Source organism: Desulfotomaculum defluvii (genome assembly GCF_054657375.1).
Map to the genome: position 1 here is coordinate 1 of NZ_BAAHYV010000001.1, position 16,350 is coordinate 16,350.

The 16,350-nt window shown below is 45.3% G+C and carries 11 protein-coding genes and 2 rRNA genes; all 13 read right to left on the bottom strand.

Features of this window, described 5'->3' with window-relative positions:
- Positions 1-2,796: ribosomal RNA gene (locus ACYQ03_RS00005) — 23S ribosomal RNA — on the bottom strand; the annotation flags it as partial.
- Positions 2,797-3,053: 257 nt separating this feature from the next.
- Positions 3,054-4,583: ribosomal RNA gene (locus ACYQ03_RS00010) — 16S ribosomal RNA — on the bottom strand.
- Positions 4,584-5,047: 464 nt separating this feature from the next.
- Complete coding sequence (locus ACYQ03_RS00015; RefSeq protein ID WP_459906669.1) at positions 5,048-6,652, bottom strand: peptide chain release factor 3; 1,605 nt, start codon at positions 6,650-6,652, stop codon at positions 5,048-5,050.
- Positions 6,653-6,835: 183 nt separating this feature from the next.
- The gene (locus tag ACYQ03_RS00020; RefSeq protein ID WP_459906670.1) at positions 6,836-7,966 is read right to left on the bottom strand and encodes a zinc-dependent alcohol dehydrogenase; all 1,131 of its coding nucleotides are present in this window, start codon (positions 7,964-7,966) and stop codon (positions 6,836-6,838) included.
- Positions 7,967-7,990: 24 nt separating this feature from the next.
- The gene (locus ACYQ03_RS00025; RefSeq protein ID WP_459906671.1) at positions 7,991-8,365 is read right to left on the bottom strand and encodes a DUF2512 family protein; all 375 of its coding nucleotides are present in this window, start codon (positions 8,363-8,365) and stop codon (positions 7,991-7,993) included.
- 213 nt (positions 8,366-8,578) lie between these two features.
- Positions 8,579-8,980: a hypothetical protein gene (locus ACYQ03_RS00030; RefSeq protein WP_459906672.1), complete on the bottom strand. Its 402-nt coding sequence runs from the start codon at positions 8,978-8,980 to the stop codon at positions 8,579-8,581.
- A gap of 155 nt (positions 8,981-9,135) precedes the next feature.
- Entirely contained in the window at positions 9,136-10,152 is a 1,017-nt protein-coding gene (locus tag ACYQ03_RS00035; RefSeq protein ID WP_459906673.1) for an aminopeptidase, read from the bottom strand.
- Between the two features lie 14 nt (positions 10,153-10,166).
- Positions 10,167-11,276, bottom strand: a complete 1,110-nt coding sequence (locus tag ACYQ03_RS00040; protein ID WP_459906675.1) for an S-methyl thiohydantoin desulfurase family protein — start codon at positions 11,274-11,276, stop codon at positions 10,167-10,169.
- A 24-nt stretch (positions 11,277-11,300) separates the two neighbouring features.
- The gene (locus ACYQ03_RS00045; RefSeq protein WP_459906677.1) at positions 11,301-12,344 is read right to left on the bottom strand and encodes an aminopeptidase; all 1,044 of its coding nucleotides are present in this window, start codon (positions 12,342-12,344) and stop codon (positions 11,301-11,303) included.
- An 80-nt stretch (positions 12,345-12,424) separates the two neighbouring features.
- Positions 12,425-13,393 carry an ABC transporter ATP-binding protein gene (locus tag ACYQ03_RS00050; RefSeq protein WP_459906678.1) on the bottom strand — a complete coding sequence of 323 codons (969 nt, stop codon included), beginning with the start codon at positions 13,391-13,393 and terminating at the stop codon, positions 12,425-12,427.
- Between the two features lies 1 nt (position 13,394).
- Positions 13,395-14,366, bottom strand: coding sequence for an ABC transporter ATP-binding protein (locus tag ACYQ03_RS00055; protein WP_459906679.1), 972 nt, complete (start codon positions 14,364-14,366; stop codon positions 13,395-13,397).
- 12 nt (positions 14,367-14,378) lie between these two features.
- Positions 14,379-15,266, bottom strand: a complete 888-nt coding sequence (gene nikC / locus ACYQ03_RS00060) for a nickel transporter permease (protein ID WP_459906681.1) — start codon at positions 15,264-15,266, stop codon at positions 14,379-14,381.
- Positions 15,267-15,279: 13 nt separating this feature from the next.
- Positions 15,280-16,290 carry an ABC transporter permease gene (locus ACYQ03_RS00065; RefSeq protein ID WP_459906683.1) on the bottom strand — a complete coding sequence of 337 codons (1,011 nt, stop codon included), beginning with the start codon at positions 16,288-16,290 and terminating at the stop codon, positions 15,280-15,282.
- Between the last annotated feature and the right edge of the window lie 60 nt (positions 16,291-16,350).

A 16,350-nucleotide genomic window follows, 5' to 3' on the forward strand; every position in this document is an offset into this window, starting at 1 on the left:
TTAGATGCTTTCAGCACTTATCCCTTCCGGACTTAGATACCCAGCACTACCGTTGGCACGATAGCTGGTACACCAGCGGTCCGTCCATCCCGGTCCTCTCGTACTAGGGACAGCTCTTCTCAAGTTTCCTGCGCCTGCGACGGATAGGGACCGAACTGTCTCACGACGTTCTGAACCCAGCTCACGTACCGCTTTAATGGGCGAACAGCCCAACCCTTGGGACCTACTTCAGCCCCAGGATGCGATGAGCCGACATCGAGGTGCCAAACCTCCCCGTCGATGTGGACTCTTGGGGGAGATAAGCCTGTTATCCCCGGGGTAGCTTTTATCCGTTGAGCGACGGCCCTTCCACTCAGAACCGCCGGATCACTAAGCCCTACTTTCGTACCAGCTCGACTTGTTGGTCTCGCTGTCAAGCTCCCTTTTGCCTTTACACTCTAACGTGCGATTTCCTTCCGCACTGAGGGAACCTTTGGGCGCCTCCGTTACCTTTTGGGAGGCGACCGCCCCAGTCAAACTGCCCACCTGACACTGTCCTAAAACCAGCTTCATGGTCTATAGTTAGAATTTCAATATCTAAAGGGTGGTATCCCAACGTTGACTCCACCTACACTGGCGTGCAAGTTTCTCAGTCTCCCACCTATCCTGTACATCAAATACCAAAACCCAATGTCAAGCTACAGTAAAGCTCCACGGGGTCTTTCTGTCCTGTCGCAGGTAGACGGCATCTTCACCGTCATTACAATTTCACCGAGCCCCTCGTTGAGACAGTGCCCAAATCGTTACGCCTTTCGTGCGGGTCAGAACTTACCTGACAAGGAATTTCGCTACCTTAGGACCGTTATAGTTACGGCCGCCGTTTACTGGGGCTTCGGTTCTATGCTTCGATTGCTCTAACATTTCCCCTTAACCTTCCAGCACCGGGCAGGCGTCAGCCCCTATACGTCAGCTTTCGCTTTAGCAGGGACCTGTGTTTTTGGTAAACAGTCGCTTGGGCCTTTTCTCTGCGGCCTCTTCTCGCTCCAAACGTGTGTTTTTCACGATATCGAGGCACCCCTTCTCCCGAAGTTACGGGGTCATTTTGCCGAGTTCCTTAACGAGGGTTCTCTCGCGCGCCTTAGGATTCTCACCCCACCTACCTGTGTCGGTTTGCGGTACGGGCACCAGCTTACCTCGTTAGAAGTTTTTCTTGGCAGTTTGGGATCAGTTACTTCGCTACTTGTTTTCGCTCCCCATCACCTCTCAGGATATGTGTAAGGCGGATTTGCCTACCTTACTCCCTACGGGCTTGGACCAGCTTTTCCAGCCGCTGGCTTAACTTACCCTCCTGCGTCACTCCATCCTCAAACGGTATCTGGTGGTATCGGATTCTCAACCGATTGTCCATCGCCTACGCCTTGCGGCCTCGGCTTAGGTCCCGACTTACTCTGGGCGGACGAACCTTCCCCAGAAAACCTTAGGTTTTCGGCGGGCAGGATTCTCACCTGCCTTTTCGCTTACTTATACCGGCATTCTCACTTCTTACTACTCCACAGCTCCTTACGGTACTGCTTCAACGCTGTAAGAACGCTCCCCTACCAATGTATTACTACATTCCAAAGCTTCGGTGATATACTTAGCCCCGTTACATTTTCGGCGCAGGGTCACTTGACCAGTGAGCTATTACGCACTCTTTAAATGGTGGCTGCTTCTAAGCCAACATCCTGGTTGTCTTAGCAACCCCACATCCTTTTCCACTTAGTATATCTTTGGGACCTTAGCTGTTGGTCTGGGCTGTTTCCCTTTTGACTACGAATCTTAGCACCCGCAGTCTGACTCCCGGTTACAATATAGCGGCATTCGGAGTTTGATTGGGTTCGGTAACCCGTGAAGGCCCCTAGCCCATTCAGTGCTCTACCTCCGCTATTCTCACACCGAGGCTAGCCCTAAAGCTATTTCGGGGAGAACCAGCTATCTCCTGGTTCGATTGGCATTTCACCCCTACCCACACCTCATCCGCCTCCTTTTCAACGAAGGTCGGTTCGAGCCTCCACTTTATTTTACTAAAGCTTCACTCTGGACATGGGTAGATCACCAGGTTTCGGGTCTACTCCAACGTACATATCGCCCTATTAAGACTTGCTTTCGCTTCGGCTCCGGCTTTTCTGCCTTAACCTGCACGTTAGATGTAACTCGCCGGTCCGTTCTACAAAAAGTACGCCATTACACTTTTAATGTGCTCTGACAGCTTGTAAGCATACGGTTTCAGGTTCTATTTCACTCCCCTCCCGGGGTGCTTTTCACCTTTCCCTCACGGTACTGGTTCACTATCGGTCGCTATGGGTATTTAGCCTTGGGGGGTGGTCCCCCCTGATTCCCACGGGGTTTCTCGTGTCCCGCGGTACTTGGGATTCCCTCTGCAAGTTTCATCCTTTCGTCTACAGGTGTTTTACCTTCTGTGCAGCACCTTTCCAGGTGTCTTCGACTAGGACTATTCTTCACGTGATGAGGGTCCCGCAACCCCAGATTTCCGAAGAAATCTGGTTTAGGCTCGCCCCTGTTCGCTCGCCGCTACTTGGGGGTTCGATATTTCTTTCTTTTCCTCCGGGTACTTAGATGTTTCAGTTCCCCGGGTGCCCTCCTCTATGCCTATATATTCAGCATAGGGTGACGGAGGTTTACTCCGCCGGGTTGCCCCATTCGGGTATCCACGATTCAATGCCTGCTTGCGGCTCCTCGTGGCTTTTCGCAGCTTACCGCGCCCTTCTTCGGCCCTTAGCGCCAAGGCATCCACCGTATGCCCTTTCTTTCTTGACCAAATCTTACTTGCTTGTTTCGGCTCGGTTACTTTTGGTAACCTACTGAAATTGTTTTTATGTCGACGCTTTACTTGTTTCGCTGTTCAGTTTTCAAAGAACACTTCTCACCAGCCTTTAGGCTGGATTTATGATTTTAATGCATGAGAGTCTGAAAAACAACCGGAAGTTTCTGGTTGTTTTGGTCTCTCAAAACTAAACAGATTAGATGATGAATGTCCGACCTTAGATAATCAGCTGTTGCTGATTTCTCCTTAGAAAGGAGGTGATCCAGCCGCACCTTCCGATACGGCTACCTTGTTACGACTTCACCCCAATCATCGGCCCCACCTTCGACGGCTGCCTCCTTACGGTTAGCTCACCGGCTTCGGGTGTTGTCAACTTTCGTGGTGTGACGGGCGGTGTGTACAAGGCCCGGGAACGTATTCACCGCAGTATGCTGACCTGCGATTACTAGCGATTCCGACTTCATGTAGTCGAGTTGCAGACTACAATCCGAACTGGGACCGGCTTTCTCAGGTTTGCTCCACTTCACAGCTTCGCTTCCGTCTGTACCGGCCATTGTAGTACGTGTGTAGCCCAGGACATAAGGGGCATGATGATTTGACGTCATCCCCACCTTCCTCCGTTTTGTCAACGGCAGTCACATTAGAGTTCCCATCTTTACATGCTGGCAACTAATGTTAGGGGTTGCGCTCGTTGCGGGACTTAACCCAACATCTCACGACACGAGCTGACGACAACCATGCACCACCTGTCTCTCTGCTTAACCGAAGTCAAGAAAACGTATCTCTACGCCTTTCAGAGGATGTCAAGCCCTGGTAAGGTTCTTCGCGTTGCGTCGAATTAAACCACATACTCCACCGCTTGTGCGGGCCCCCGTCAATTCCTTTGAGTTTCAGTCTTGCGACCGTACTCCCCAGGCGGAGTGCTTATTGTGTTAACTGCGGCACTGCAGGGGTCGATACCCGCAACACCTAGCACTCATCGTTTACGGCGTGGACTACCAGGGTATCTAATCCTGTTCGCTCCCCACGCTTTCGCGCCTCAGTGTCAGTTACAGTCCAGAGAGCCGCCTTCGCCACTGGTATTCCTCCCAATATCTACGCATTTCACCGCTACACTGGGAATTCTGCTCCCCTCTCCTGCACTCAAGTCCACCAGTATCAGAGGCAATCACGGGGTTGAGCCCCGAACTTTCACCTCTAACTTAATGAACCACCTACGCGCCCTTTACGCCCAGTAAATCCGGACAACGCTCGCTCCCTACGTATTACCGCGGCTGCTGGCACGTAGTTAGCCGGAGCTTACTCTTCAGGTACCGTCACTGACTTCTTCCCTGAAAACAGAGGTTTACAACCCGAAGGCCTTCTTCCCTCACGCGGCGTTGCTCCGTCAGGCTTTCGCCCATTGCGGAAGATTCCCCACTGCTGCCTCCCGTAGGAGTCTGGGCCGTGTCTCAGTCCCAGTGTGGCCGATCGCCCTCTCAGGCCGGCTACCCATCGTCGCCTTGGTGGTCCTCTACACCACCAACTAGCTAATGGGACGCGGATCCATCTGATAGCGTATGCGCTTTCCTTGCAGAGTCATGCGACTCCGCAAGCGTATCCGGTATTAGCAGCCGTTTCCAGCTGTTATCCCGGTCTATCAGGCAGGTTATCCACGCGTTACTCACCCGTTCGCCACTAAAATTAGAAATCGCAAGCTTCATTCTAATCTCCGTTCGACTTGCATGTGTTAGGCACGCCGCCAGCGTTCGTCCTGAGCCAGGATCAAACTCTCCGTAAAATATTTTAAAAATATCTTAAAGAGTTTTGGCTCTTTACTTATCCTAGATTTACTCGCTAGCGTCATTTAATAACGCTTGACGAGGATGTTTTTTGTGGTCGTCTTAGTTTCGAGTGTCTTATCCCCGTTACGGGGTATCTCGACTTTTGACTTGACCTGTTTTTCATCCATCATCTTCTGTTTAGTTTTCAAAGACCATTTTGTTTTAACTTGTCCCGATCTTGCGACCGGAACTTTATCTTACCACTCTAATCAACTACTTTCAAGTGGTAATTATTGTTTATCACCTTGCGGCGACGTTTGTTATCTTAACACAAATAGAAAACACTTTGCAATAGCTTCTTTGAAAAAATCTAAAAAAGTTAGAAATAAAAAAACCACCAAACTCAAAATATCCTTTATTAGGGTTACACCTAACCTTTCGTCTTGGATTGGTGGCTTTTTTATTATCATATTTCTTAATTCTAACCAGCTATTGCCGCACCTTTGGCCGGGGGGTGTTCTAGATAACGTACTTCTTTATTGCGTTCTGCTTCCCAATTGAAGGCCCATTCATTCCGAAACAAAACCACAAAGTTATCATCATCATCTTGTACAACCAGGTTGTCCATACTCTTCAAGGACTTAGTAGTTAGGTTCTCCCCCACTGCCCATCTTGCTAAGGAAAAGGGTAAATGATCTAGGCTAATATCCACACCATACTCATGGGTCAAACGATATTCAAGCACCTCAAACTGCAGTATACCAACAGCACCAATAATAGGCGATTCAAATCCAATTTCCGGATTGCGGAATCTTTGGACTGCACCTTCATTGGTAAGTTGTTCAATACCCTTAACAAACTGTTTGCGTTTCATAGCATCCCTTAGGTTTACACGGGCAAAAAGCTCAGGTTGAAATTTAGGTATGGCTTCATAGGAAAAAATGCTTTTCTCAGTCAAGGTATCACCAATGCCAAAAATACCGGGATCGAAAATACCAATAATATCGCCTGGGTAGGCCTCATCTATTGTGGTGGCATCCTGAGCCATAAATTGTTTTGACTGGGCCAGCCGAATAGTCTTGCCTGTGGGAACGTGTTTTACTGTCATTCCCCGTTGGAAAACCCCAGAGCAAATGCGTACAAAGGCAATTCTGTCCCTATGGGAAGGATCCATGTTGGCCTGAATCTTAAAGACAAAACCTGAAAACTCGGGTTGTTCAGGTTGTATAAGACCAACGCTTGATTCCTTCTCATGGGGTGCTGGAGCCATTTTAATGAAGGAGTCTAAAAATGCCCCTACCCCAAAATTAGTCAGTGCACTACCGAAGAAGACTGGTGTTAACTCCCCCCGGGAGACAAGCTCCATATCAAAGGCATCCCCAGCTAAATCTAAAAGTTCAAGGTCTTCTTTTAATAAATTGTATATCGGTTCACTCATTGACTCGACAATGGCTGAATCCGCAAGGTCACCAACCTTTGTTGGTACAATGGTACTTCCATGGCCAGTACCAGTAAACAGTTCTATTTTAGAAGTAGCCCGTTCATAGATACCCTTGAATTCTCTTCCCCTGCCTATGGGCCAATTCATCGGATAGGATTTAATATCCAGAACTTTTTCCAGCTCGTCCAGCAAATCCAAAGGTTCCTTACCGTGACGGTCCATTTTATTGATAAAAGTAAAAATGGGAATACCACGCTTCCGACAAACATGAAAAAGCTTTTTGGTTTGTTCCTCTACCCCTTTAGCTGCGTCAATTAGCATTACAGCACTGTCTGCTGCCATCAAGGTTCGGTAGGTATCTTCACTAAAATCTTGGTGACCAGGGGTATCCAAAATATTAATCTTATGATCTTTATAATCAAACTGGAGTACACTGGAGGTTACCGAAATACCCCTTTGTTTTTCCAGCTCCATCCAGTCAGACACAGCATGTTGCTTAGATTTTCTTGATTTGACTGTCCCTGCCAAGCGTAGTGCTCCACCGTACAGGAGAAGTTTCTCAGTCATAGTGGTTTTCCCGGCATCAGGGTGTGAGATGATTGCAAAGGTTCTACGCCTTTGAATTTCTTTTTTTGCTTGATTCATTCGTTATTTTATCCCCCATTTGGATTTGCTCTAATTTTTTCATCCTAAAAATCTTTTATACTTAACAATAAATTTAATTATACAATAGGTAAATAACATAGGAAAAGTTTTGTTTGATACAAATTAAGTAAAAAACCCATCTCCTAAGTTTCATGGAGATGGGTCACTTCATAATTCTTTTGATTAAGGTTTAAGTACTACTTTAATACAATTATCCTGTTTCTGGTCAAAAATTTCATAACCCTTCTCCCCTTCATCTATTTTTAAACGGTGTGTAATTATGTCAGTGGGATCAATTCTTCCTTCTTTAACCCAGCCCAATAGGTAATCAACATAGGCTGTGGCTGGGCATTGTCCCATTTTTAAGGTAATACCCCGTGACCAAAAATCACCCAAGGGAAAGGCATTATAACGCATGCCATAGACGCCAACAAGGGCTACGCTGCCACCTTTGCGCACTGCCTGAGCCGCCATAGTAATGGCTGACATGGCTCCCCCTTGCAGTAACATGGCAGTTTCCAGCATCTCAATCAGGTTCATTTTGCCATCCATACCCACACAATCTAAAACCACATCTGTTCCACCCTTGGTGATCTCCTTAATATAGGCCCCGGTGTTCTTTTGTTCCTCAAAATTAATTATTTCAACCTTATTATATTTTTTGGCATGTTCTAGACGGTAGTCAATATAATCTACGGCGATAACCCTTTCTGCTCCAAGTAACCAGGCAAACTTTTGAGCCATTAAACCTATGGGGCCACATCCTAGAACAGTCACAGTGGAGCCCTCCTTGACTCCACCAATGAGGTTCCCCCAATAGGAGGTAGGAAGAACATCTGTTAAAAATAGAACCTGTTCATCTGTTAGCTCTTCAGGCACTTTCAGGGGACCTACATTGGCATAAGGAACCCTTAGATATTCAGCCTGACCACCAGCATAACCGCCATAGGTTTCACTATAACCAAAGATACCTCCTACCTCGGCATGGGGATTGGAGTTATCACATAGGCTAAACTTATCATGTTCACAATACCAGCAATGCCCACAGGCCACGGGAAAGGGAACAATTACCCTATCTCCTTTTTTTATTTTAGTTACCTCAGGTCCTACCTCTTCTACAATGCCCATTGTCTCATGGCCCATTATAAAATCCTTTGGCATATTAGGCACCAGGCCATGAATCAAATGCAAATCGGACCCACAGATAGCCGTTGATGTAACTTTAATTATGGCATCATCGGGCTTTTCAATTCTGGGGTCCTTTACAGTTTTTACTTTTACATCCTTCATCCCTTGATAGGTAATAGCCTTCACTTATACTTCCTCCTTGTACCTGTCCTATTTGCCTTTGCCCAGTCTGGGGCCTAATGAATTAAAGGAAACCAGGCGCTTTAAGTAAGGGTGATAAATCAGACCTTCCACTAGGAGTACAGCTACCGTGCTTAAAAGGATAGTTGTCATGCTTAAATCAATCCCGAAATTTCGCAAAAGATATAGCATGAAGAAAACTAAGGCACCGTCCGCCAATGTCGCCATAAGGTTTCCGGCAGCAGGTAAAACAAAAACATCTCCTAAGGCATAAGCAATTAACCCAATCAGCAAGCTTAAGGTAATAGAAGTAAGCCAGTTTACATTCCCTACAAAAACTAGAATAAGAAATAATGGTAAGCCATTAAATAAGAGTTTGAATGTTACTGCCCTAATATGTCCCACAAGTGAACCTCCTTATTTTTGGTTGTTAAAAATTATTTCCTGTAGGGGGTAAAATTATGGATTTATAGCAGAAAAACAGAAAAAATATTTCTGAGATAGCTATAAATTCAACTAACTTAGAATAAAAATCATTTTCGGTTTTTAGGTCGTAATCTGTTTTTAACACAAAAAGGGAGTGTCGCCACTACTATAAAGTAGTTTGACACTCCCTCTCTATTCTTCTTTAATTAACAACTCTTGTTTACAAAGCAACACAGTTACCATGCAGGATATAATTGGGACTGCAATTAGTTGAATTAAAATATTAACTGGTGTAACGTCTACAGTAACCTGAGTAGCAAGAAGTCTATTTCCAGAAATAATATTACTAAGAGCAAGAATCCCAATATAAAGAGATCCTAAGATGTATTTTTCTTTATCCTCTAAATGGGACCCATGTTTATAACAATAGATCATATAGAACCAAGCGTTTAAAACCATTAACAGCATACCTATGGTTAAAAAGAGCAATGATTTATCAGAAAAGTGAATGATAGAAACTCCAAGGGTATTGATTAAGCCAAAAAATATTGCATGGGCAATTATTTTATTATTTACATTATCTTTCCTCAGCACCCTCTTCCTATATTATATACATATATTATACATATATATTGCCGCTTTGTCATTCTTCTGACAGTATTTTCTGAAAAATATTTTTAAAAGGTAACCACCAGACAAGTAAAAGAAAAGCTGCCAGTGCACTATGGCTGGCAGCTTTTCTTGCTTTCTTACTTTCCTAAAACCAATTCTCCATCCAGGTAAAGACGTGGGTTTGGCAATACAAAGTCCTCATGCAGATCCGACTCAGTTATCCCCCCCATATGGGAACTATCTCCCACTGCAATATGAATAGTACCTTTAATTTTTTCCGCTTCCAATACATTATCAGGCTTTTTAGCCTTGGGATTTGTGCCAATGCCAAGCTCCGCACAATTTCTTCGATGTTGATAGCTTTCATCCCCGAAGGAGAATAGCCTGGTGAATTCTGCACCTACTTTTCCGCCTCCCTCTAGAGATATCACATAACCATTCTTAAACTCTAGAGTCATATCTTCCTCCAGGCCCGGGTACCACCCTTTGGGAACCACCAGAATTCCGTTAGCAGTCCCTTCCAGCGGAGCAATAAAGGCTTCTCCACCTGGAAGGTTACCCCACTCACCTTTCAGTGCATAAATGCCGGTGTCAGGGCCACCTTCCCTGTTTTCTATACTAAAGGTAATATCTGTACCCAATTCCGTAGTAACCCTAGCTGTTTTGGCCTGGGTTAATCTGTCAGCAATGACCTCTGTTTCTCTGCGAATTTCTTCATAATCCACCGCCATTGGGCCATCCTCCAAGAACATAGCATATTCTATACCAGGCATACTGGCAATTCTTGCTCCCCTTTGGGATGCCCTTTCGCGGGTATTAGTATGGGATAATGAATAGCTGGTTAGCAAAAAGATAACATCATATTCTAAGAATTTTTCTGCTACCTCCAGGTCAGGCTCTTTAGCATTTTGTCCGGTGGAAGGAAAAACCAGATAATCTATTTGGCTGTCAGCAAACTCCTCTAAGGCAATATCATATACCGCCCTGGCAAATAGTGATCTGGTGGCCATATCACTGATCTCTGCATAGCTAAGTTGCCATTCCTCAGGTTTCGGGACATCGTTAACAATTAATACCTTTTCTCCTGTCTTTAATCCCATATTCACCTTGAACATCGAAACCACACCGGGTCTTATTTTTTCTACATCAATCATTGCGCTCACTCCGACTAACTAAATTTTTTCTCCACGGGAAGATATTCAATATTATATCCAAAGTGCTTAGGTCCAAAGCATTGGAGCCCTTTTTCTGTGCGCCATTCCTCTGGGGCAGGTAAGGCAAAAACCGAAACATTCATGCCCAGTTGATAGTTCGGATTAGTAACAGGTTCCTTTGTATCCTCACAAACCATGCAAATAAGGTCAGGTACCGTTACATCTACTTCCCCATCCCGCCAGGCAATAATATGCTCATTTTTATACCAAATCTTATAATTGGATCCGGTATAATCCCCGGCCCCCTCAAGGAAGGTCTCACCCACCGTGAAACCATCTATGGTATCCCAACCAAAGTCCTTTACGGTCCCTTTGAACAGCAGATAACCCTTTCCTGCTTTGCAGAGGGAGTCAGCCAGGTCTCTGTTTTCCTCCCTGGCTTCTCTGTAGGCCTGTCCTAGCTTTAGTGCGTAGGTGATGGCCCCTGGAATGACCGCTTTTCTTAAATCTTTAGCCAAAGCAGGGTGATCCACCACACTGATGGAATTTTTGCTAACCACTGCCATGGCCCTTACTAATGCCTCTGCCCGCAAATCATTAACTACTTCCTTGAGAATAACAACATCACCAAACTCATTGGCCACAGCCATTGGAGCGATAGGTAAGTCATTAATATAATAGGTTGAGTGCTGTAGTTCTGGTACCGAACGGCCAGCGGGGTCTGCATCGATAATATACTTGCCTGTCAGTGCCCCTACATAAAAGGCCTTGGCTGTATTGCCGCCGCCTAATTCAGTTGAAATAACTCCGTAAAATTCCCTGCCCATATATTCTTCCATGGCCCTAAAGGCTCGAACAGAAGCTTCCTCCTCCAGTACAGGTAGTCCGGCATACTTCCTTTCTTCTTCTTCAGTTAGCGGAGATATGGCACCACACATATAGGGTGTTGCTATATAGGCATCATCCGGCACTTCATTGAGATCCACAAGAATGAATTCCTTACCCTTGGCCAAGGCATCATCTATCATAGCCAAACCTTCCTGTAAGGCACCACCACCACCGGTGCCCAGAATTGTGCAGCCATATAAAATATCATACAGATCCTGTTTAGTTAACTTTTTCATGCAGCGCCACCTCGTCTGATTAAATTATTTTTTGATCTGATTAGCAAGTTCTTTTAATTCTGTCAAAATTATTACGCCCTTGTCCATAATTTGTTCTCCATCTAACCAAACTGATGAATTTAAGCAAATACCATCACAATGGGATTTGGCTTCAATACCATCTGGAGGACCATCTTCGGCACTGAGGTAACCTAAGCCCCATTCTGTACAACCCCATACCCTTTCATCCTCTAGAATATTGCCCGTTAGCTTTGCCCCGGGGTTAAAGCCATAACAACCATGGGCCACCCGGAACATATTGGGGTCATCAAAACTCTCTAACCAAGCTTTAAATTCCATTGCCTGTGGCCCACCGCTGATATCGGTAACAATACCTTTTTCTACCTTCAGAACCACTGGTTCTTTTAATAAGCCGCAGGGAGGCACCAGCGAACCGTCAAAGACCAAGGTTCCATTGATACTATCAAAATCCGGGAAGAAAGAAATTTGTCCCCCCAGCATATGTACTCCTGGCTGTGAGACATCTCCATCATCACAGATAATATTTCTAGTGGGCACAAACTCAAATTCTAGGTCCATTCCCACAGGAGTGGTAATACGCATCTTCTTAGCCCGGGCAGTTCTCTCTGTGACCTTGTGCTGGAATACAGACAAGGCCTTGGCATCTACTCTGCCGACAACCCTGACCATCATATCCACATCCATACCCACCAAACATATATAGCGCAGCCTTTTATTCTTTTCCATGGCTATTTCAAAGGGAGTGGAGTAGAGTAACCATTGATTATTAAATTCAACCCAAGCATCTGCATGACTTAAAGCCCCTGCCAATGCTTCCACCGGCAGTAAATGGTCAGCTGCCTTACCAACACCCTGGGGCGCCGCCAACCAAATAACCATTGGTTTTGCCCCCAGGGCAAAGGCACTGCTGGCTGCGGCATTGACTACCCTTTCGTCTGACTCTGTGTCCGCTGTGATGACAATGGTCTCACCGGACTTTAGTTGGAACATATCCTTCATTAAGACATCTGCTGCCCGCTGCAGCTCATATTCGTACAGTTTTGCCATTCCTTTGCCTCCACTTCTTTTTAGCTTTTAGCCTTTAGTTTTTAGCACTAGTCATTTAGCTAATGGCTAACGGCTAATAGCTAACGACTAAAATGACAAGCCACCTGATGCCCCTCACCAACCATCTTCAATTCAGGTTCCTTAACTCTACAGACTTCCGTAGCTTCGGAACACCGAGTATGAAAGCGGCAGCCAGTGGGGGGATTGATGGCACTGGGAACATTCTCGTCCAATGTCACTAGGGAATCTATCCCCTCTGTATCAATATCGGGAATAGCCGCAAACAAGGCCTTAGTATAGGGATGGGCTGGGTTGTTAAATACCTCATCAGAGGTACCATATTCAACCAGCTTTCCTAAATACATGACAGCAATTTTATCTGACATGTAGTTAACTACACTTAAATCATGGGAAATTAGGATATAGGTTAGGCCAAATTTATCCTTAATGTCCTTTAGCAGATCAAGGATTTGTGCCTGAGATAAGACATCAATGGAAGAGGTGGGCTCATCTAGCACTATAAATTTTGGTTTTAAAGCCAGTGCACGGGCAATGGCAATCCTTTGTCTTTGTCCACCGCTAAATTCATGGGGATATTTATATACGCCTTCTCTAGGCAACCCCACCATCTCTAAAAGTTCAGCCACCTTTGCCGCCAATTCCTCGGTGGTGGGGTTGCCATGAACCTTCAGTGGCTCTCCCACAATATCTCGGATTAAAAGTCTGGGATTTAATGACCAAAAAGGGTCCTGAAAGACAATCTGCAAATGTTCCCTGAGTTCTCTCAATTCCTTTTGGTTTAACTGGTAGATATTTTTACCCTCAAACAAAACCTCACCGGAGGTTGGTTCTTCTAATCTTAACAGCACACTAACTAGGGTGGTTTTGCCGCAGCCTGACTCACCCACTAGGCCCAGAACTTCCCCCTTTTGCAATTCGAAGCTCACCCCATCCACAGCCTTTACCCAGGCATGTGGCTTTGCTAAAAAACCTCCCCTGAGGGGAAAATACTTTTTCAAAGCCTTTACCGCTAAAAGAGGAGCACTCATTCTATAGCTCACCCCTTTCCCCATTCAGATGACAGGCGGCAAAGTGGGTGCCGCCAAGCAAATTTAGTGTAGGACATTTACTGCTGCATATATCTTGTCTTCTTAAGCATCTGGAAAAATATGCACAACCACCGTTACTAACTTCCCCGGATGCGATAAGTTTTTTGAGGTCAATTTTGTCTTGCTTACTCTTTGGTATGGCCCTTAGTAAGGCAGTGGTATAGGGGTGTACGGAGTTTCGTAAAACCTCCCTCACCGTGCCCTTTTCAACAATTTTTCCTTCTTGGAGAATGGCCACCTGATTACACACTGCTGAAACAAGACCAGGGTTATTGGCAATAAACAATACAGAAACCTTTAAGTCCCTTTGCAGCTCAGCAATTAACTTTAAAATGCCGGCTTGAATAGTAACATCTAAATTTCTGGTTGGTTCATCTGCAATAAGTAGCTCTGCCCCACAGGATAAGGCAATGGCAATAATAATGCGTTGGCGTTGCCCACCGCTTAGTTCATGGGGATATTTATGAATGATGTTTCTGGCGTCAGGCAGTTTTACTAAGTCAATGGTTTCTAGAGCTACCCTTTCTGCTTCTTTTTTGGCAAGTCCCCGATTATTTTGAATCACTTGACGCAGTTGCTCCCCCACAGTAAAAACAGGATTTAAGGTGGACATGGGGTCCTGAAAAATCATGGAAATCCTTTTACCCCGAAACAACCGCATCTCATTCTCTGATTTTGTTAGGAGATCCTCTCCTGCAAATATAATTTGGCCGCTTTCCACCACTGTGGGAGGCATGGCCAATAGTCTAAGAATGGTTAAAGCGAGCACTGTTTTACCAGCACCACTCTCCCCAATAAGACCATAGGACTCCCCTTTATTTATGGCCAAATGTTCAATATCTAGAGCCCTTTTATACCCCTCAAAGGTTTTAAAACCTACTTTGAGGTCTTTAATTTCAAAGTAATGATTCATTGTTAGCCACTCCTAAAGTTTTCGGGTTTTTGGATCCATTATTTCCCTTAACCCGTCTCCCAGCAGGTTAAATACTAAAACTGTTATGAAGATGGCCCAGCCAGGGAAAATACTGTACCACCAAGCATTTAAAAAGTAGTTTCGACTGGTACTAACCATTAGCCCCCAGTCAGGGGTCGGCGGCTGGGCACCCAGGCCTAAGAAGCTTAGAGAGGCAATGGTTAAAATCACACCGCCAATGTCCATGGAGGCTTGGACAATCACCGGAGAAATACAGTTTGGTACAATATGTTGAAATACTATTTTAAGGGGTGGTGTACCAATGGCCCGGGCGGCCTTAACAAATTGCCTTTCCCTGATAGAAACTGCTTGACCCCGAATGAGCCTTGTATACCAGGGCCACCAGGATAGGGCAATGGCCAACATAGCATTATGCAAGCTGGGACCCATGAAGGCGGCAATGGTAATAGCCAAAAGCAATGGTGGAAAACTAAGAAAGATATCGGTAATTCTCATGATTAACTCATCAACAAACCCGCCAAAATAGCCTGCTATGGCCCCCAGGGGAATGCCAATAAGCAAAGCCAGACCAACGGCCAGCAACGCTGTTTGTAAAGAAATTCTGGTCCCGTACAAGACCCGGCTAAAAATATCCCTGCCTAATTCATCGGTGCCAAAAAAGTATTGGGCCGAAGGTGCCAGAAGTTTATCCTGGGGGTTGGTCTCCAAATTAATATGTTGGGGGTAGGGTACTATCAAAGGAGCCACTAACGCGATGACAATTAAGGCCAATACGATCATCAGGGATAGTCGCGTCAGCTTATTTCTGTTTAGCAGGTATAAAGAAAACCTCATTTCTTTAATACGTGGTTTTAAAGCCTTTCCTATAGCTAAAGACATTGTTTCACCCCTCTTAAGTCCGAACACGTGGGTCCAACGCAATAATGAAGTCAGCAATCAAATTCAAGATAACATAAGCAATGGCTGAAAAGATGGTTACACCCATAATGGCAGGGTAATCCAAACTGATTACAGCAGAAGAAATATAACTACCAATCCCCGGCCAGCTAAAAATAGCTTCAATTAAAAATGTGTTCACAAGTGTATAACCAATGGACAGGGTAACTACGGTAACAGTGGGGCCAAGGGAATTCTTTAAAGCGTATCTCCATAAGACCAGACGCTCTGGCAGACCGTAAGACCTGGCGGCACTGATATAGTCTTCGTTGAGAATCTCTAACAAAGCAGAACGGGTCATTCTGGCCACCAACCCCAATGGGTATAAAGCAATGGTTATACCAGGTAAAATCATATGGATTAAGACATCTTGTAAAATCACAAAGTTTCCAGTTATTAAACTGTCAAACAGCAGAAAACCCGTAATATTAGGAATCTCATACAGTAGTTTGATATCGGTGCTTAATTGATCTCCCAAAGGAAGAATTTCTAAATAGCGGTAAAACAACAACTGTAAGAAAAGACCCACCCAAAAAGTGGGCAGAGACACCGCCCCCACTGAAAAAATCCGGCTGAAGTGATCCACCATCTGATCTTTTCTCTTGGCTGAAAGTACACCCAGGGGAATACCCAGGAATACAGCAATGATTGTGGATAGGACAACCAACTCAATGGTGGCCGGGAGATAGGCCTTTAACTCATCAGCCACAGGTTGGTGACTGCGTAGGGATTTTCCGAAATCTCCCTGGCTTAAATCCACCACATACTTGCCGAACTGCACATATAAGGGTTGGTCTAAGCCTAACTCTCCCCTTGCTGCCTCAATTTGCTGGGGAGTGGCCCGGGGCCCAACCCATTTTGCCGCGGGGTCCGATGGAATGACTCGGGTAATAAAAAAGGTTACTGAAATAACCCCTAACAAAACTAAAAGGCCCAAGCCTAGTCTTTTAAGAATAAATGAACGCACCTCGCTGCCCTCCTTTGCAAAACGAAAGTGTAAGGGGCTATTTAATAGCCCCTTATTAGT